Below are 17,417 nucleotides of genomic sequence, written 5' to 3'. Positions count from 1 at the left end.
GTTGTACGCAAGCTGAAAAACGATTTCAAATCATTATTAATCCAAAAATCTCGACACGTCCTTTGTCAATGTAAACTTAAAATTCCCTATTGTGTAGTATAACATTCCAATTGTTACTCCGATAAGTGCATATTCAATTTTTGGAAGAAACGTTGAACCCACTGTTATAAAAACACAAATAAGTGTATTGATAACTATTGGTTTTCTGAAAGGTGGTAAAAATTTAAAATATATGGTTTGTTTTCCTACATAAAAGAAACACATTCCTACTATTGCTAGTACCCTAAAATCGTTTTGGTTTAAATCATTCAAAATAGCATGTCTGATGACATTAGCTAATATTACAAATCCCATAGCAAGAAAGAAGTGAGAATAAATAAGAGTAAAACCATTCTTCATTGCTTTTAATCTTTCCATTACATGAAAGCTATCATAATAAATCCACCAGATTAATCCTATCATTATAAATCCAGTAACGGCAGCAATGACACTCAATGCATCCCAATTAATATCTCTTAAGGCTGTTGTTAAACTAATAATAGATTCACCTAAAAGTATAATGGAAAGAAGACCAATTCTTTCAACTAAATGCTCTTTATGTACTGGAGGTACATTCTTGTTTTTGCTTACAAGAATAAAAGCTATCATTTCAAAGACGATTCCTAAAACTAAAGTAATTTCTCTATAAGGATCAGGGAAGAGAAATGAAATACCCGTAATAATTGTTCCAATAATAATTATTAAACCGCATTTATTAGCATACTCTTTTGACTCATTAAGTGCTTTAGTAGAATTAATATACAAGCCCGCAATAATTATTTGAATAACTGCATAAAAGCCAATAAACAACCCATAGTTTTCAAATAAATCACTGCCTAAAAAGGCAGTCATTGTTATCATTAAAAACATGATGGCTAAACTTGAAATTCTATGGTACCTACTATCTGTATCAAAACGATTAGCGAATAAGGTATGTAGCGTCCAAATCCACCAAATAGATAGGAATTGAAGAGGAAACATCCAAATTTGTTTAGGGTCTATATGATTGTGATGCGTATGTGCAAGTTGATGCGTAACAATACCTATACTGGACACAAAAACCAAATCAAAAAAAAGCTCCAACCATGTGGCATGCCTATTTTGAACTAAATATTTGAATGTTTTCTTCAATAGAAATTATTTTTTTGCACGTATAAAATTATACACTCCTTTACCTTCTGCTATTAATATATTCTCCTGTAAAGCTTTCATTTTGGTTACCATAATTCGGTTTCCCATTCTGACCAACTTTCCTTCAAAAATTAAATCTTTTCCATCTGCAAATCTTAAATAATCCACTCGCAAATCTATTGTTGACAGCTTGTCTTCTGCTGAATCAAAATTGGCTATACCAATTGCACCACCAACAGAATCTAAAATTGTAGCAATAATTCCACCGTGCCAATGATTGGTACGGATATCTCCAACTAAATCCTTTCTAAAAGGGACTTTTACTCTTATAAAATCTTTTTCAATGGTATCTACTTTTAATCCAAAATATTTATGAATAGGAATATCGTCTTCAGCAAGACGAATCAGTCTTTCTTTTGTTGTTGCATCCATAATGTAAAGTTATAACATTTCTCCACGAGCTGGATAATCTGCTGTAATAATGTAATCTACTGCTTTTACAAAAGATGGTAAATATGGTCTTCCCCAAGGGTTACTGTTTATAGAAGAATAATAAACTTGATTATTATTGTCAATTAAAAATAATCCTGGTTCACTAAACTCACTTGGCTCTCCATCTTTTACGCCTGCACTTAAATACAAAGCCCAATCTCTTGCTGTGGATTCTGATAACTCATATCCCAAAGTAAGATTAGGTAATTCCCACTTTTGACGAGAAAGTCTTGCTCTCTTTTCAGTATCCATACTTACTGCTACGACATTAACACCTCTTTGCTGAAATTGTGGTAACAATTCTTGTAACTGTTGTAAATACTTTTTACAAATAGGACAATGTAGCCCACGGTAAAAAACAACTAATGTAAAGTTGTCTGGTTTTTGGTCTGCTAAATTCCATTGATTTCCATCCAATAATGGAAACTGTAAATCTGGTGCTGTATGTTTTGGTGTTGGTCTATTCATAATTAATACTTTAAAAGTTTGCTTTTAAATGATTTTCAAAACGATTAAAATCATTCTCTATTTCTGGATTTTTCATTACATCATATGCCATAAATGTTGGCAATTGTTCAAAACCAAACCACTTAAAATTAAGATGCATTGGTTTTAAAAGGTCATCTTCACTCATTCCATTAAAAAAAGTTTCCTCTGGATTGTTAAATGCTTCTTTTGGCGCATTAGCCGTTACTGACATCATATACTTTCCCTTTAACTTTCCACCTAATCCGTAATTCATCTTTGGTGCTTCCTTACTTCTACCATCACCATTAGACATTACGCCCATCATACCCATCGAAAATACTTCATCAATGTATTTTTTGAATGACCAGCTTACACCCATCCAATTTAAAGGTGTTTGAAAAAAGACAACATCTGCCCATTTAAATTTTTCAATTTCTTCATTGACATCATAATTATCTTCCATTTTAGTTTTCTTGATATTATAGCCATTACTTTTAAAGTAATCTTCTGCTTTTTCAGTTAAACTTGCGTTTAATTTTCCTTCAGAAAATGGATATTTCTGATGACCGTTGATTATAAAAATATTTTTCATTTTAAAATTTTGATTATATTTGTTTCACAAAGAAACTAATATTAGTTTAAAAAAGAAACTATTATATTTTCATTTGAACAAATAGTGGTAACCAAAAAGTAACTAATGGCAAGAAAATATATAGACAATCCAAATGCTTGTTCCCTTGTGCATACGATGAACATCATTGGTAATAAATGGAAACCCATAATTCTCTATCTACTATCTAATGGTTCTATGCGATTTGGAATGTTAAATACACTTATTCCTACAATCTCAAAAAAGGTGCTGACTAATCAACTGAAAGAATTAGAAAGTGATGGTTTGCTTTTGAGGCAGTCGTTTGCTGAAATTCCACCGAGAGTTGAATACTCATTGACTGAAAAAGCAATTGGTCTTTTGCCTGTATTAAGACAATTAAGTGATTGGGCAAATGAAGCTTATCCCGAAATGGAATTTGAACAATGTAGAATAATAGAAAATGGAAAAAAGCCAGCGTACAACAACGTATATAAAAAATAGCGGTTTAAGTGCTTAATCGAAAATGAATTTTATAAATTTAAGGCAGTACCAAACCGAAAAGTCCGTGAGTAAAATCCGCTACTTTTCATATACAAAACCGTTATGTTTAATTAAAACATGAGAAACTTAGAGATACTTTATTTAATAATTTTCGCTTTACTAATAGGCTGCAATTCTAGATCTGAAAAAACTGAATCAATTAACTCAGAATCTGAAATAACTCTATCGGAATTTCAAAAAGACAGTACTGAAATTATTCAATGGGTGAGTAAATTTCATGATTCTCTAAAAGAACCAAAATTAACTGATTCGGATTACGAATGCTATAGGTTTGATTTTCTAGATTCATTTGGAAAGAACAGGCTTTTCAGAATTGAAAAATTGAGTCAAGATAATTTTAGGTTAATTGTGAAATCCTACGATGCGAATGAAATAAAAAATTCTGTATCTGAAAAAACTATTGCTATTTCTAAAGAACAATACAGTGAATTTAAAAAGCATATTAATGGTTCATATTTTTGGAATTTGGCAATGATAGCTTATCCTACTGGACAGTATTTAGATGGCTATGGTTTTTTACTTGAAGGTTATGAGCCAAAATCTAAAGAAAAAAAAGAAAGACACCATATTGTCGCTAGAGAAGTTCCATATGATGGTAGCTTTAGAAAAGCGTGTTACAAATTAATGGAATTCTCAAATATAGAAAGTTTAAGGCATTAAGTTTTAACAAAACATAACAACGTGTATAATTCATTGTTCGGTTCGTGTGTACTCGGAAAATTCCTGCGGAATTTTCCTTTAGTCAGTTTTCTTTTACTAATTTAGACCTAGCCAACACAACGAAACCATACACAAATACGTTGTGCTTCATTATCAGAAACTGCTAACCAATGATAAAATTCTTTAGAAAATTTAGACAAAAACTACTATCTGAAAACAAATTCAGTAAGTATTTAATTTATGCCGTTGGCGAAATAATACTTGTTGTTATTGGAATTTTGATTGCACTTCAAGTCAACAACCAAAATCAAATCAAAAACGAAAAAAAAGCCCTCAAGAATTACTTGGAAAAAATCGCAATAAATGTAAAAAGCGATATTAAAGTTGCAGAATTTATGATGGAGACAAGGTCGCAACAATCACTATTGTGTGCACAGGCTACAGAATTGATTTCCAAGAAAGATTGGAGTGACCAGCGAAAAATCACCAATGCTGTATTTGCAATGATTATAGAGCAACCTTTGAATTTCAATCGTAGTGGGTTTGAATCTTTAAAAAACTCTGGATATTTACAACACCTTGATAATTCTGAAATAGAAGAATTGATATATAATTATTATAATTCAGTTGACAAAGTAATATTTGAAGAAACAAGTTTACAAGTATGGGCTAATGATTTGGACTTGGAATTACATAAAAGTGGTTTCTTTTCAAGTTGGTTAGAACTTGAAAAAAGACCAAATCAGAAAATGCGAGAAGCGTTAGGCAATTATACAGATATGTTAACCGAACACAAAGGAAATGATATAGTATTATCAATTTTATATAGAGGTTTTTTGTTCACAGCAGAACTCACAGGTTTTTATGAGGAACAAGTAACCTTTGGAAATGAATTATTAACAGCGATAGAAAATTATAATAACTAAAGCACAAATTAACTAATGATAAAGTTCTTTAGAAAAATTAGACAAAATTTACTTTCCGAGGGAAAAACTGGAAAGTACTTTAAATACGCTATCGGAGAGATAGTTCTTGTGGTTATTGGAATTTTGATTGCGCTTCAAATCAATAATTGGAACCAAGAACGAATCCAGAAGCTTGAAGAACAAACCATTGTAAAGAACATTCATACCGAATATTTGCAAAACAAAACGATTTTAAAAAGAAGAATTGAGGAAGCTGAATTATGTGAGGCAGCCCTTAAACAATTAATGAATATTATGGGCAAAGACGAAGATTATCTTAGAAAGCAAAATGTCGACAGTTTACTTTTTTATGCCTTTGACCCTCCTATATTCAGACCCTCGGAAAACACCATTTCTGGTCTCATACAATCAGGTCGTTTGGATTTACTCCAAAATAAGGAACTAGTTAATTTAATATATAATTGGGGACGAACGATGAAGGCGTTGACAGATAGAACAACAAGATTTACTGCAATATCTGATAACGAGATTTCTCCCTACTTATCAAAAAAATATTCCTATAAAGACATCGATGCCTATGGTCCATTAAATTGGAAAGAAAAATCAAACCTGAAGGTGGATAAATTTCAAATTTTTAAAGAAATTGAATTCGAAAATCTTACTGACAATTTTTTATACTGGATGGTAGATAACAAAAATCTGTTTATAGAATTAGACAAATTAAATGATAAAATTCTTAAGGAAACTCAATATGATTAAATTATAAATAACGAAAGCACAACAACGTGTATAATTCATTGTTCGGTTTTTGTGTACTCGGAAAATTCCTGCGGAATTTTCCTTTAGCCAGTTTTCTTTTATTAATTTAGTCCTAGCCAACACAACGAAATCATACACAACACGTTAGCCACAATATAAACAAGCAATGGCTCTATTCAATAACTTAACGCAACAAATCTAAAATTATAGATTTGTTATAATGGAAGTAAAAAAGCATAGACGACTTACCCTAAAGGAAAGAATCCAAATTGAGACTCTTTTAAACGAAAATAGATCCAAAGCTTATATCGCTAAACAGCTAAAAAGATCAAGATCAACTATCACTAGAGAAGTAAACAAATTAGTCGGTAACACCAATGATAAATACGATGCTCATTTATCACATTGGTGTGCTAAAGATGGTATAAAACGCCTCAAGAAATTATGGATTCTGAACTAAAAAATGTAGCTTAGTATCAACTAAAAAAAAGCAACGTTTGTTGCGTTAGAACCTTGAATGCAGCAAAATCACCATTAGTTGGTATTGGTTTGAATATGATTTAAAACTATTTTTAACATTAAAATTTAAAATTATGAGACATTTATCTTTTTTGTTTATCTTTTTGCTACTTGTTGGATGTAGTGAAGATGACAGTAATGAACAAGAATTAGAGATTGGTGGTGTAGTTTATCGCTCTCAAATTGTAACTATTCCAAATAGTGGTAGTGACAATGAAGAATATTCAGCTACTTTTGGTGAAGATGCTATTATTGTTTACAAATTATCAGAAGAAGAACTATTTTTTATGGTTCCACCAAATATGAACATTGAAACAAAAATCTTAACTATTCCTAGTTTAGGAAATAGAAGAATTGAATATGAAGTTTCAGAAACTGTTTTAGAACAAAATGTTGATGAAACGCTAAGTCCACTTCTGACAAGTATGAACACATTTAAAACGGAAATTGAAAATGATGATTCAAATTCCCCACAAGTTCAAAATGCTATATCAATTTTAGATAGATTCGAGCAAGAATTAAATCAAGCAAGTAATGAAGATAAGCAAATTTTTGCTGAATTTTATTTCGTAAATAAACCCTTTATTGATGAGATTTATGGCACAGATTACACAACAGCTTTAGCTAGAAATTATAGTAATTTAACTGATACCGAGGCTTTTTTCAACTTAGGTAAAGCTATAAGCAAAGCAGTAGCTTCTTCTTTAAGTGCATTTGTACTAATCGAAGTTCCGTTTGCAAATTTTATTGCTGCAGCAATAGCAGTAAAAGCATGGTATGATGCTTGGGATTTATTTTATGATGTTAAAAGTAGAAACATTTTTACTGTAGACTTTTTTATCAACGATATTCCTTCTTCACTTTCTGGAAATAGCGACCAAATTATTATTTATTCTCACAACTTGTCAAGAGAGGATATTATAGTTTACGAAGGAAAGCCTTTAGATGAATCACAATCTGATAGTAATATAGAATCAATTAAAAAATTCTTTTCTGCTAGAAGGCTCATGAATAACGCAATTAATAAACTCAATAATGTAATAGAATTTGTAAACAACAATCTTTCAACTAATTTTTCTTCATTCGATACTTTTATTCTTGACGAATCTCAAATTCAAGTATTAGAAATGTCAGATGAAGTATTTAACAGTTTAAATTTTGATGTTGCTGACGACAATGTTGATATTAACGAAATATCTTTTCAAAATAATACTATCACAACTAAATTTTCTATAATTGACCAAAATATGGTAGATGGTGACTACATAGACACATCATTAAATTTTACTTTCCAAGATAATTTTAATAATATTCAAGGTAGTTATCCAATCAGAATTAATAAAGAAAATGAAATTGATTTATCTGGTACTTGGATAATGAATACAGAAAATACAAGTTGTAGTTCTGATGAAGTTGGTGTTCCACCAACTATAGTCGGATTTACTTTTAATACTGATAATACAACTGTTTCATATAGTGGTTTTACCAGTACATATCTTTTAATTGATAACCAATTATCTTTTGATTTAACTGTAACTTCTGACCCATATACTGAAGCCTGTGATAACGGTAATACATCGACTTACACTGAAGTGAACACAATAAGTTTTTCGGGGATATTTGAAAATGATGAATTTAGTGGCAATGCAAACTTCTTATATGAAATAGAAAATATTTCTGGAGACCCTTGTTTTACCGATTCTTCTTGTTCTGCAACCGCAACTTTATATAAATAATAAAACTGCACACAACAACGTATATAATTAATTGCTTTGGTCGTTGCTTATTTGGAAAATTCCTTCGGAATTTTCTCGCGTTCGTTTTTGTTTACTAAATTAGTTGCTTAACCACGCAACTAGCCATACACAACACCTTGTGAACCATTTGAAAAAATGAAGGCTCAGTTGAAAATAAACTTACCGAAAATTGATAAACAGAAATTTGGAGAATACAACAAATGTAGAATATAAAGTTGGTGATTTGATTTATGATCCCCACATATATGACGGACTGAATACTTTTCTGACTGATTTACAATTTTATAAAAATTGGATGCCGAAAGATAATAATTGAGCAAACAATGAAATACGAAAGTAAAACTCAAATTAATCGAATTGAGTGGCATTATTTCATTAATGAACAATTTCATTCAATACAAAATTTGGATATGAGAATGTATTTTCCGCAAGAATTAGATACATACTTGAAATGGTCTGGATTTACAATTCAGATAAACAGATTTTTATTTGTAAAAAAACACTCTGAAAATGATTATAAACAATATAAACACAGTGCCTAATACTGTGTATAATTATATGTAATAAAAAAAATAAGGATAAGCTCTTTCTATAGTTTTTTTTATTGATTTGTTACAGTAGAAAAGTACTCTGAAAGACTAAAAAAAAGATTGAATAAAAAACGTCCTACAACAACGTCTATAACTAACTGCTATTTATAGCCTATTCGGATAATCCTATGAATTTCCCTCTGGTCTGTATTCTTTTATTAATGTAGTCCAAACCAACACAACGAAATCATACGCAACACGTTTTGCTTCATTACTTGAAATAAAATCTGTAAACTACTCAATTTGAGTATTGTTTATATAAATAAATATTGATATCATGGTATCATATTAAAAAGTTAATATTATGAAATTAAAAAACTATATAATCCTTATCATAATCACATTTTTTATTACTTCTACTTATTGTCAAGAAGGAAATAATAATAAAGTTACAGTTGAGGATCAAGGGGTAAATTCAGAGTATAAGGAAAATGATAAAAAATACAGAAAATTGCACAAAAATTTTAGAGATTTAATATCCAGTTTTAAAGATTCCTACAAAAACATGTACGATAGTGGGTTTAGGAAAACATCAGGTGATTTATCTAAAGAAAGATTAAGCAATTTTATAAGCGAAGCTGAAATATACAAAAACAACATAAAAAATAATTCACAAGTAAATAATTATAATACTCAACTAAATGACTTGGCAAAAGTAACTTCTCGCAGCGGCCAAGATTATGTCGCATTTTTTGAGAACTCACTTCTACCTGGGATAGATGGAGATATTGCTAATGCAAAATCTAATTTAAAAAACATTGAAACGAATGAGTCTAAAAAAGAAGTAAGTTTAGGTTTTAGCAACACTAACAGTGCTTCTTCAAATACTAATAGTTCAACTTCAACAACGAATACCAATGACAACAACAATGAAGATAAGGCCAACTATACAGCAGAAAAAACTAAAGCAAATGAAGATTTTGATGATGGTGGTCAAGCTATTAGAAATATCAAGAAAAGAAGGAAGGAAGCAGAAGCAGAAAGACAGAGAATGTTTAAGCAAAGTATGGATAACTTAGCAAGAGATGGAGGTGAACTATTGGGTAATTTTATAGGTAATATATATGAAAGAAAGGAAAAAGAAAGAAATAAAAAACTAGAAGAAAAACGAATCGAAAATGCACGTATTACTGAGGAAAAACGAATTGAGGAAGATCGACGCATTACAGAAGAAAAAAGATTAAATGAACTAAAAAACAAACCTGAATATGTGATTTTTTTGGATAATGCACTTAATGACGTGTTTTATTTTGATTCCTCTGGTAAAGAAGTAGATCAAGAAAATGCGATTTTTGAACAAGTTTATATAAAACAAGACAATGGCTTTTATGTTGCCAAGTACTTTAATCTTAAAGAAGGATATTTAGCATATGACATTTCATATGAAATAATACCTAACCCGTTTATAGAGTCTTTAAAAACAGGGGCTTCAATTAAATATGGAGTTCTGAGCTCTAAAGATGAAATAAATTATTATTACAGAAATAAATTAAAGCAAAGAACATTGAATTTTTGGTGGAAAAAGAAAATGCACTTTGAGTTTTATAATTATAAAGATGAAAAGGTTTTTGGTTCTGGAGAAATTTTAATGCCTGAAATTATGCAGGTTTCATCAAGTGGTGCAATAACCAATATGGAATATAAGATAAAATCAAAAAGGAGCAAATTTAAAAATCATAGATTTAAATTTGATTATAAAGGAAATATTGAGTCGTTATATATTACAAATGAAAAAGGAAAAATTGAAGAGAGATATAAGTTTAGCAAATACTAGAAAAATTAATAAAAACAAATTTTAATAATTAATACAATGGAAAATCTAAATTTTAATAAAAATAATGTTATGAAAAAATTTACTTTTATTATGTGTTTTATTTCAATATTGGGATACTCTCAAACGGCTATTACGGATGATAATTTTGAGAAGGCTATAGAAACTTGTTTAAAAACTAATCCAGTTGATGGGTTATGTAGCAGCAGTGAATATGGTGCAATGCCAAATTGGGATGTTAGTAAAGTAACTAATATGTCTAGTGCTTTTGGATACTTAAGTGATGAAAACTTTAATGCGGATGTTAGTGCCTGGGATGTAAGTAATGTGACTGATATGTCTGGTATGTTTGCTCAATCAAACTTCAATCAAGATTTAAGTTCATGGAATGTAAGTAATGTGACTGATATGTCTGGTATGTTTGCCAGTGGTTATAAGTTCAATCAAAATATAAGTACTTGGAACGTAAGCAAAGTAACTGACATGACTCATATGTTTAGCAATGCGGAAGAGTTCAATCAAGATTTAAGTTCTTGGGATGCACGCAATGTAACTAAGTGTAAAGAATTTTATTGGAACTATACAGAAGCGATGAACAAACTCGACGGAATTGAAGCAGAAAGTCCATGGCCATTATCTAAAAGACCAAAATTACGAGCTACATGTAAATACCAAGATTAAGTTCATAGTCTTATTAAAAATAACGAAGCACAGCAATGGCTATTAGTTTTTTAAATGTTAGTAGATATACTTCATTCTGGTTTTTTAAAGAAAACAGCATATTCCTTATCAATTCCCGTGGGACTATTTACTGGCCAATCTCTACTCAAGAAAAAAATTGAATCGTTATTTATTTCGACTATTGGATAAGAAATGAAATCATTTGTATCAAATCCTCTGTAATAATGAAGAGTATCATTTTTAATAAGCCAACCATTTACTCCACTTGGAAAACACCAATAAAAATATGCTGCTTCGGATACTGCAAGTTTAACGAGGGGTTTTGAGGGATTTTCATAAGGACAGTCCCAACTATAACCAACCATTTTATTGGAATAAAATTGTATTGTATCGGTTCTATCTCCAGTTGGCCAATGAAGTCCCGTTTCGTAACTAATTTCAACGGTTCCGTCTTGCATTTCATTATAACCATACCCATAATACCATTTGCCCATCAAAATCTTTTCAGTATCAGAAGATTGTGAAAACAAATCCTCACCGTTATATTGATTTGGTTCTGGAAAATCATCATTATTATTGTGTGGCGAACATGCAACAATAATCATTACAAACAATAGCAGTTCAAGTTTCATAACCATTTTATTTTCAAGTATTTAACTAAAATAATAAAAATTATATATAAATTATAAAACGACACCACAAAAACATGTATACTAATTACTTGTTCTATGTGTACTCGGAAAATCTTACGAATTTTCCTCTGGTCAGTTTTCTTTTATTAATTTAGTCCTAGCCAACACAACGAAATCATACACAATACGTTGTCCTTCATTATAAGAAACCGCTAACCAATGATAAAATTCTTTAGAAAAATTCGCCAAAACTTGCTTATGGAAAATAAAACTGGAAAGTATTTTAAATATGCTATTGGAGAAATTATCCTCGTAGTTATTGGTATTTTGATAGCATTACAGATTAATAACTGGAATGAGAATAAAAAAAGTGAAAACCAACTTAATAATATCTATAAAGAAGTTGAACTAAATTTAAAGTCTGACCTCACAAATTTAGAAATTATTATAAAACAATATAAACAATTGGAATTAAGATTAGAAACTATGATTACAGAAGAGTATTCGAATATTCTTTTAGATTCAATCAATACCAATAATTATTCTGAATGTATACCGTGTCAAGGTGATATTAATGCCTTTATACCTTTTGAATTTGAAGAAAAAGGTGTAGAGCTACTTAAAACTTATAATGATTACAACGCAAAAGAAAATAAAGACCTTACAAATGAAATTATTCAATTTTATAAAAATGCTGAACCTTTAAATCTAGTACTTAACAAATTAAAGGAAGAGTCATTCAATACAATAAGATATTTTGAGCAATTTTCTTGGTACTCTGACTTTATGTATGGAAAGTTTAATCCTGAAATGATAGATTTTTTTGCAAGCAATAGAATTTTTAAAAATAAAGTAGTCACATATAGATTAATAGCAATTCAAAATTATTTGCCTTATTTAAGAGAATATAAAAAATCAGCAACTATATTATTTGAAAAATTAAAAACAACTGATTAAAAATAACAAAAGGCTAACACCGTATATAATTAATTGTTCGTTCTGTATGTTCTCGGAAATTCCTACGGATTTTCCTCTGGTCAGTTTTCTTTTATTAATTTAGTCCTAGACAAAACTAAGAAATCATACACAACACATTGTGCATAATTTGAGGAAACTCACGAAATGAAAAAAGCATTCGAGATTTTATTACTAATTTTTTTTTTTTTGAATTCTTGCAAGAATGCACCTATTTGTGTCGTAAACAAAAATAATGCTGGAAAAAAAATATATGATATAAATGAGGCTTCTTGTTTCATAGCATTAAAACTTGATCAAAAAATATTTGATTTGAATTCGATTCATGACGCCCTCATTGCGGAAGAAAAATTTATGAATGAAATTGATTTTAACTCTGAAAATCTGTATCAATTAAATGAATCAGACTCAAATGCAGAATTGGATATTAATGCTTTAGTGGAATATGTCTTGAAAAATAGAGAAACTGAATTCACAAAAAACGAATTATTAGAAATTTACATTGCAGAGACAGAATATTTAGAATTTATCGGTGTTGTAGGTGAATAATAACTATGCACAACAACGTGTATAGTTAATTTCTAGTCTGTGTGTATTCGGAAAATTCCTGCGGAATTTTCCTCTGGTCAGTTTTCTTTTATTAACTTAGACCTAGACAAACAGTATTACTTTTATATTTTGGTTAATTGAACAGAATAAAATATTTGAAAATGAAAAAAATAATACTTCCTCTAATTCTATTCTTAGTTTCTTTACCATCATTTGCAATAGATATACTTAGCACTTCTGCCTCACAGACAACAGGAGGTTTTAATATAAATGTTGAAACTTTTTGGTTTCAAGGATTTAGTTTATTAAGTAGTGATTTTTCAATAGAAGATAATGTAATAAATCTTTCAATTTGTTTTAGAGATGACGGTACCTTAGCGCATAACTATGAAAATAATGATTTTTTTATCCCATTAACTAATAGTGGTGATTACACTATTAATATTGCTGTCATTGTATCTTCACAGGGTTCTACAACATGTGATTCAACTGTCGTAACAGATACAGATACAATCAGTGCGCAATTTAACTCTTTATCAACCAATGATTTTGAATATTTAGAAAAGGAAAGTTTTATTATATTTCCTAACCCTGCATCAACAAAAGTCAATTTAAAAATTGAAAAGGTTTTCTTCAAACAAATTTATGTATTAGACAGCATTGGTAAAGTCGTCATAAGATTAGATAATTTTCTTAGCGAAAATATTGAATTTGACATTTCTTACTTAAATCAAGGTGTTTATTTTATTGCAGTCGAAACTGACAATAAAGTTTTTTATAAAAAACTGATCAAGAAATAACAAAATATGTCAGCACATGTAAGACTTGTTTATTACTTGATTTAATAAAAAGTACTTTTTTACTAGCTATTCTAAATGACAGCGAAACAATGTTCTTTTGATAAATTTACAACCTAGGTGAATATAACATTTCCAAATCCCCAAAATATTTACTTTAAACTTATAAATGACAACGCTTTACATTATTGACTACAATTCATTACGGCGGATTTTCATGTCTGAAATTCAACACATTTTTGCTATCTTTCGGCAACGACAGAAAAATGGTCTCCCATTATTCCGTAACGAAATCATAACCAAAATCGTTGGTATTCATTATGACCAACCACTAAACAAATGATTAAATTCTTTAGAAAAATTCGCCAAAAAACGCTGGCTGAAAATAAGTTCAGTAAGTATCTACTTTATGCTATTGGAGAAATTATATTAGTAGTTATTGGAATTTTAATAGCTCTACAGATTAACAATTTGAATGAAGAAAAAAAAGAAAATAAAGCGTTACAACAAAACCTTTTAATCATAAAAGGTAATATTGAAAGTGATCTAGTCTTGCTTGATTCGTTAAAGATGCTAAGAGAAAAATTGATACCAAATTATAAAAAAGAACAACTAACTTTCTTTAACAATAATTTTAATCCACAGACAACAATGGAGGCTGCTCGATGTTTTGATGCAATTTCATTTAGAGCAAACACAAGTGGATTTGACGCTTTAGAAAAATCGCCCTATTTAAGTTTGATAAATGGCAGTACTTTACATAAATTATTGCTTGAGCAAAAAACAGCCATAGAAACAGTATCAATTACTGAAAATGAAACAAATAAAACTATAGACGATTTAGAAGCTCGTATGTCATATATAACTGATTTGAATACTGGATATGCTTTTTTAAGTATGGATGAAGATGCAATGAAAAAAGCAAATATTACAATGGTAGAAATAGCAAAGTTTTTCAATGAAATACATAGTTCCATACTTTATAGAAATATCATCGCAAAAGCATCTCTCCGTGACATAACTATTATTCCTCAGTATAATGCCTTAATACAAATTAATAATGAGGTAATTGCTGAAATTGACAAAATAACGAAAGACTAGCAACGTGTATAATTCATTGTTCGGTTTGTGTGTACTCCTAAAGTCCTACGGATTTTCCTCTGGTTCGTTTTCTTTTATTAACTTAGACCTAGCCAACGCAACTAGCCATATTTCTGGACTAGATATTAAGTAAAACCTCATGAAAAAAAGAAGGACAATTGCATTATCACTTTTGATTATCGGACTAGCTCTGAGTGTAGCCTTTTTAATGAAGATTGATTTTCCACAAGGATTCGAGTTATATTTTAAAAGAGAATACTATAACCAATATGGTCCTTTAGCAATAAGTATTGAATTGTTAATTGCAAGCTATTATTTATTTATTGGACATGAAAAGACAAATTTCACTTTGGCTCTTTTTGGTTTTACAGCTTTGTTAGATCCCTTTTTCAATCAAATAGGGCTCTTCAATAGCATCATGCCTATGTATGGAACTATAATTTTGGCAATTTGTGCTGTGTCATGTCTATGGTTGGCATTTTCAAACAGATTTAAATTAAAACGTTTATCTAGTTTAGGAGCTTTATTCAGTATTGTCCTTGGTGTGATTGTAGAATTATTCTTCAATTACCTCTGATAAACGTTAGCCAACAACATGTTTAATGCATTGCTGCCACTAACCTACTTGGAAAATCCATAAATTTCCCTCAGACTCGATTTCTTTTGTTAATTTAGACCTAACCAACATAAGGAAATCAGACTTAACGATGTTGTAAGTCATCTTGAAAGCAACTTATGATTAAAAAAATTTCAATACTATTATTTTTATCTATTTCACTTAGTTATGGATGCAAAGAAGATGAAAAAAAGACAGAAAATGAAAGAGAAAATTGGTGGCTTTGGACTGCGAGCTGGAATCCTAATGACGAACAAATTTCTGTCGGAGGAACACAAGATACACTAAGAATATTTTCATCAAAAACCTACAAATTAGTTAAAGCTTTTCCAATGGAAGGAACTATAACTAAAACCAAATGGCACCCTTTTAAAAATCAACTTGCGATTGCAATGCAAGGAGAAAAATCTAAATCTTTAATATTTAATCCCAAATCAAAAGAAAGCATCCAACTTGATAGTCTTGATGAATTTGGTGTAAGAGCTATTGGCTGGAACAAAATGGGAGAACTACTTGCTGTTGGAGATTATAGTGGCTCTCTTAATATATACGATGAAAGTGGAAAAATCATTAAAAAAATTAATACCAAGCAAAAAGGTCTAATTGGTCTCGATTGGCATCCAGAAAAAAATATTGTTGTAGCTGTTGGAGAAAAAATATCTGTTTATAATTTTGACAAAGATTCTATTTTTGATATTAAGCCAAGAAAAGAGGAAGTTCTGATGCTTTGTATAGATTGGCATCCTAGTGGCGAATTCTTTGTTACTGGAGATTATGGGGATTTTGAAAAAGACTTTCCGCCTCTATTGCAGTTTTGGTCGGCAAACGGAGATAATATTAAGAATATCGAAAAAAGCAAAGCTGAATTTAGAAATATAAAGTGGTCAAATGATGGTGAAATTTTAGCAACTGCGAGCGAATTTTTAGGACTTTGGAATAAAGATGGAGATTTAATCAAACAATCAAAATCAGAAAACCTAATTTGGGGCATTGATTGGAATAAATCTAATAGTAGAATAGTAACAACTGATGGAAAAGGAAAAATTTTGATTTGGGACAAAGAGTTAAATAAAATAAAGGAATTACAATACTGATAAAAGACCACTTACGACAACGCATATAATCAATGGCTAGTCCTCGCCTACTTACGAAAATTCTTGAGGAATTTCTATTCGGTATGCATTCGCTAATTTAGGTGTTAAACGCGATACTAATTATACATAAAACCCTTGGCAACAAGCTAAAAAATGAACATAGAATATTTACCAAATAAAGGCTTTACTATTAATTCTGTAAAAATAGAATGGAATAGCAAACGAAATACTGTTAGAGAAAAATTGGGAAATAAGCACAAGGAAGATGACAACATAATTGACATGGCTCAATTTTTTGATGGAGACGAAAGTATGAATATTCATCAAAAAAGAGATGTTTACGAAAACCTGAACTCTAAAAATAATATGCTATTTCTAAACTACGACAAAGACAATAATTTGAAGGAATTAGAAGTACATTCTGGTTTTAGTATTTTAATTGACAATATTAAACTTGATTTTGGAAAAGACATCTCGAATTTTATAAAACAATTTCAAAAAAACGGAATTGAATATTCGGAAACAGAAAAAGGAAATTATCTTTTACCAAAATTAAAAATAACAATTGCTGACAGCGAATCAATGGGAGGAGAAGGAACTGGACTATATTATTTTTATGCCACATCAGATATTAGCCATTTGATGGAATGAAAAAAGTCAGTTGTTAATATAATTACTTGGTCTGTATAGACTCTAAAAACCCCTCA

General features: G+C 29.9%; 20 protein-coding genes and 1 pseudogene. 16 read left to right on the top strand and 5 right to left on the bottom strand.

The genetic code is table 11. The annotated features are described in order from the left end of the window. Window positions 1-36: 36 nt before the first annotated feature. Genes H7350_RS14445 through H7350_RS14430 form a run of 4 tightly spaced genes read right to left on the bottom strand, consistent with a single transcriptional unit; the run spans window position 37 to window position 2,722 of the window. Complete coding sequence (locus tag H7350_RS14445; RefSeq protein ID WP_204346627.1) at window positions 37-1,170, bottom strand: low temperature requirement protein A; 1,134 nt, start codon at window positions 1,168-1,170, stop codon at window positions 37-39. A gap of 6 nt (window positions 1,171-1,176) precedes the next feature. After that, complete coding sequence (locus H7350_RS14440; protein WP_188606516.1) at window positions 1,177-1,602, bottom strand: hotdog fold thioesterase; 426 nt, start codon at window positions 1,600-1,602, stop codon at window positions 1,177-1,179. 9 nt (window positions 1,603-1,611) lie between these two features. Beyond that, on the bottom strand, window positions 1,612-2,130 hold the full coding sequence (locus H7350_RS14435; protein ID WP_188606517.1) for a redoxin domain-containing protein: 519 nt from the start codon (window positions 2,128-2,130) through the stop codon (window positions 1,612-1,614). 10 nt (window positions 2,131-2,140) lie between these two features. Continuing rightward, entirely contained in the window at window positions 2,141-2,722 is a 582-nt protein-coding gene (locus H7350_RS14430; protein WP_204346626.1) for an NAD(P)H-dependent oxidoreductase, read from the bottom strand. A 105-nt stretch (window positions 2,723-2,827) separates the two neighbouring features. Here H7350_RS14430 and H7350_RS14425 point away from each other — a divergent pair, with 105 nt between their 5' ends. The 9 genes and pseudogenes from H7350_RS14425 (at window position 2,828) to H7350_RS14385 (ending at window position 10,946) form a co-directional block, all read left to right on the top strand. Next, window positions 2,828-3,223 (top strand): winged helix-turn-helix transcriptional regulator, encoded by a 396-nt coding sequence (locus H7350_RS14425; protein ID WP_204346625.1) that lies wholly within the window; start codon window positions 2,828-2,830, stop codon window positions 3,221-3,223. Window positions 3,224-3,340: 117 nt separating this feature from the next. Continuing rightward, window positions 3,341-3,943: a hypothetical protein gene (locus tag H7350_RS14420; protein ID WP_204346624.1), complete on the top strand. Its 603-nt coding sequence runs from the start codon at window positions 3,341-3,343 to the stop codon at window positions 3,941-3,943. Window positions 3,944-4,113: 170 nt separating this feature from the next. Then, complete coding sequence (locus tag H7350_RS14415) at window positions 4,114-4,869, top strand: hypothetical protein (protein WP_120202929.1); 756 nt, start codon at window positions 4,114-4,116, stop codon at window positions 4,867-4,869. A gap of 15 nt (window positions 4,870-4,884) precedes the next feature. Then, window positions 4,885-5,628, top strand: a complete 744-nt coding sequence (locus tag H7350_RS14410) for a DUF6090 family protein (protein WP_204346699.1) — start codon at window positions 4,885-4,887, stop codon at window positions 5,626-5,628. Between the two features lie 220 nt (window positions 5,629-5,848). Then, window positions 5,849-6,049 (top strand): annotated as a pseudogene (locus tag H7350_RS17185) (helix-turn-helix domain-containing protein); the annotation flags it as partial. A gap of 172 nt (window positions 6,050-6,221) precedes the next feature. Next, complete coding sequence (locus H7350_RS14400) at window positions 6,222-7,883, top strand: hypothetical protein (RefSeq protein ID WP_204346622.1); 1,662 nt, start codon at window positions 6,222-6,224, stop codon at window positions 7,881-7,883. Between the two features lie 344 nt (window positions 7,884-8,227). After that, window positions 8,228-8,446 carry a methyltransferase gene (locus tag H7350_RS14395; RefSeq protein ID WP_204346621.1) on the top strand — a complete coding sequence of 73 codons (219 nt, stop codon included), beginning with the start codon at window positions 8,228-8,230 and terminating at the stop codon, window positions 8,444-8,446. A gap of 352 nt (window positions 8,447-8,798) precedes the next feature. After that, complete coding sequence (locus tag H7350_RS14390; protein ID WP_204346620.1) at window positions 8,799-10,268, top strand: hypothetical protein; 1,470 nt, start codon at window positions 8,799-8,801, stop codon at window positions 10,266-10,268. A 108-nt stretch (window positions 10,269-10,376) separates the two neighbouring features. Further along, a complete protein-coding gene (locus tag H7350_RS14385) occupies window positions 10,377-10,946 on the top strand; it encodes a BspA family leucine-rich repeat surface protein (RefSeq protein ID WP_204346619.1) in 570 nt (189 codons plus the stop codon). A 71-nt stretch (window positions 10,947-11,017) separates the two neighbouring features. On the opposite strand, the gene H7350_RS14380 is transcribed toward H7350_RS14385, so the two are convergent. Next, window positions 11,018-11,578 carry a hypothetical protein gene (locus H7350_RS14380; RefSeq protein ID WP_204346618.1) on the bottom strand — a complete coding sequence of 187 codons (561 nt, stop codon included), beginning with the start codon at window positions 11,576-11,578 and terminating at the stop codon, window positions 11,018-11,020. Between the two features lie 219 nt (window positions 11,579-11,797). On the opposite strand from H7350_RS14380, the gene H7350_RS14375 reads away from it, so the two are divergent. From H7350_RS14375 to H7350_RS14345, 7 genes are all read left to right on the top strand, one after another. After that, entirely contained in the window at window positions 11,798-12,535 is a 738-nt protein-coding gene (locus tag H7350_RS14375; RefSeq protein WP_204346698.1) for a DUF6090 family protein, read from the top strand. A 165-nt stretch (window positions 12,536-12,700) separates the two neighbouring features. Then, on the top strand, window positions 12,701-13,102 hold the full coding sequence (locus H7350_RS14370; protein ID WP_204346617.1) for a hypothetical protein: 402 nt from the start codon (window positions 12,701-12,703) through the stop codon (window positions 13,100-13,102). 161 nt (window positions 13,103-13,263) lie between these two features. Next, complete coding sequence (locus H7350_RS14365) at window positions 13,264-13,902, top strand: T9SS type A sorting domain-containing protein (protein ID WP_204346616.1); 639 nt, start codon at window positions 13,264-13,266, stop codon at window positions 13,900-13,902. Window positions 13,903-14,238: 336 nt separating this feature from the next. Continuing rightward, entirely contained in the window at window positions 14,239-15,000 is a 762-nt protein-coding gene (locus H7350_RS14360; protein ID WP_204346615.1) for a DUF6090 family protein, read from the top strand. A gap of 139 nt (window positions 15,001-15,139) precedes the next feature. After that, a complete protein-coding gene (locus tag H7350_RS14355; protein ID WP_204346614.1) occupies window positions 15,140-15,577 on the top strand; it encodes a hypothetical protein in 438 nt (145 codons plus the stop codon). Window positions 15,578-15,735: 158 nt separating this feature from the next. Continuing rightward, window positions 15,736-16,710: a WD40 repeat domain-containing protein gene (locus H7350_RS14350; RefSeq protein ID WP_204346613.1), complete on the top strand. Its 975-nt coding sequence runs from the start codon at window positions 15,736-15,738 to the stop codon at window positions 16,708-16,710. A gap of 153 nt (window positions 16,711-16,863) precedes the next feature. Then, on the top strand, window positions 16,864-17,361 hold the full coding sequence (locus H7350_RS14345; RefSeq protein ID WP_204346612.1) for a hypothetical protein: 498 nt from the start codon (window positions 16,864-16,866) through the stop codon (window positions 17,359-17,361). Window positions 17,362-17,417 lie beyond the last annotated feature (56 nt).

Source organism: Psychroserpens algicola (assembly GCF_014526325.1).
GTDB classification, from domain to species: Bacteria; Bacteroidota; Bacteroidia; order Flavobacteriales; family Flavobacteriaceae; genus Psychroserpens; species Psychroserpens algicola.
This window is presented reverse-complemented; position numbering and strand designations above follow the sequence as displayed.

Excerpts from the sequence above, each read along its gene's own strand:
- H7350_RS14395 (WP_204346621.1), top strand. The coding sequence starts at position 8,228 with ATGAAATACGAAAGTAAAACTCAAATTAATCGAATTGAGTGGCATTAT.
- H7350_RS14360 (WP_204346615.1), top strand. The coding sequence starts at position 14,239 with ATGATTAAATTCTTTAGAAAAATTCGCCAAAAAACGCTGGCTGAAAAT.
- H7350_RS14390 (WP_204346620.1), top strand. The coding sequence starts at position 8,799 with ATGAAATTAAAAAACTATATAATCCTTATCATAATCACATTTTTTATT.
- H7350_RS14370 (WP_204346617.1), top strand. The coding sequence starts at position 12,701 with ATGAAAAAAGCATTCGAGATTTTATTACTAATTTTTTTTTTTTTGAAT.
- H7350_RS14375 (WP_204346698.1), top strand. The coding sequence starts at position 11,798 with ATGATAAAATTCTTTAGAAAAATTCGCCAAAACTTGCTTATGGAAAAT.
- H7350_RS14410 (WP_204346699.1), top strand. The coding sequence starts at position 4,885 with ATGATAAAGTTCTTTAGAAAAATTAGACAAAATTTACTTTCCGAGGGA.
- H7350_RS14355 (WP_204346614.1), top strand. The coding sequence starts at position 15,140 with ATGAAAAAAAGAAGGACAATTGCATTATCACTTTTGATTATCGGACTA.
- H7350_RS14415 (WP_120202929.1), top strand. The coding sequence starts at position 4,114 with ATGATAAAATTCTTTAGAAAATTTAGACAAAAACTACTATCTGAAAAC.
- H7350_RS14420 (WP_204346624.1), top strand. The coding sequence starts at position 3,341 with ATGAGAAACTTAGAGATACTTTATTTAATAATTTTCGCTTTACTAATA.
- H7350_RS14350 (WP_204346613.1), top strand. The coding sequence starts at position 15,736 with ATGATTAAAAAAATTTCAATACTATTATTTTTATCTATTTCACTTAGT.
- H7350_RS14425 (WP_204346625.1), top strand. The coding sequence starts at position 2,828 with ATGGCAAGAAAATATATAGACAATCCAAATGCTTGTTCCCTTGTGCAT.
- H7350_RS14365 (WP_204346616.1), top strand. The coding sequence starts at position 13,264 with ATGAAAAAAATAATACTTCCTCTAATTCTATTCTTAGTTTCTTTACCA.
- H7350_RS14430 (WP_204346626.1), bottom strand. The coding sequence starts at position 2,722 with ATGAAAAATATTTTTATAATCAACGGTCATCAGAAATATCCATTTTCT.
- H7350_RS14440 (WP_188606516.1), bottom strand. The coding sequence starts at position 1,602 with ATGGATGCAACAACAAAAGAAAGACTGATTCGTCTTGCTGAAGACGAT.
- H7350_RS14380 (WP_204346618.1), bottom strand. The coding sequence starts at position 11,578 with ATGAAACTTGAACTGCTATTGTTTGTAATGATTATTGTTGCATGTTCG.
- H7350_RS14345 (WP_204346612.1), top strand. The coding sequence starts at position 16,864 with ATGAACATAGAATATTTACCAAATAAAGGCTTTACTATTAATTCTGTA.
- H7350_RS14435 (WP_188606517.1), bottom strand. The coding sequence starts at position 2,130 with ATGAATAGACCAACACCAAAACATACAGCACCAGATTTACAGTTTCCA.
- H7350_RS14400 (WP_204346622.1), top strand. The coding sequence starts at position 6,222 with ATGAGACATTTATCTTTTTTGTTTATCTTTTTGCTACTTGTTGGATGT.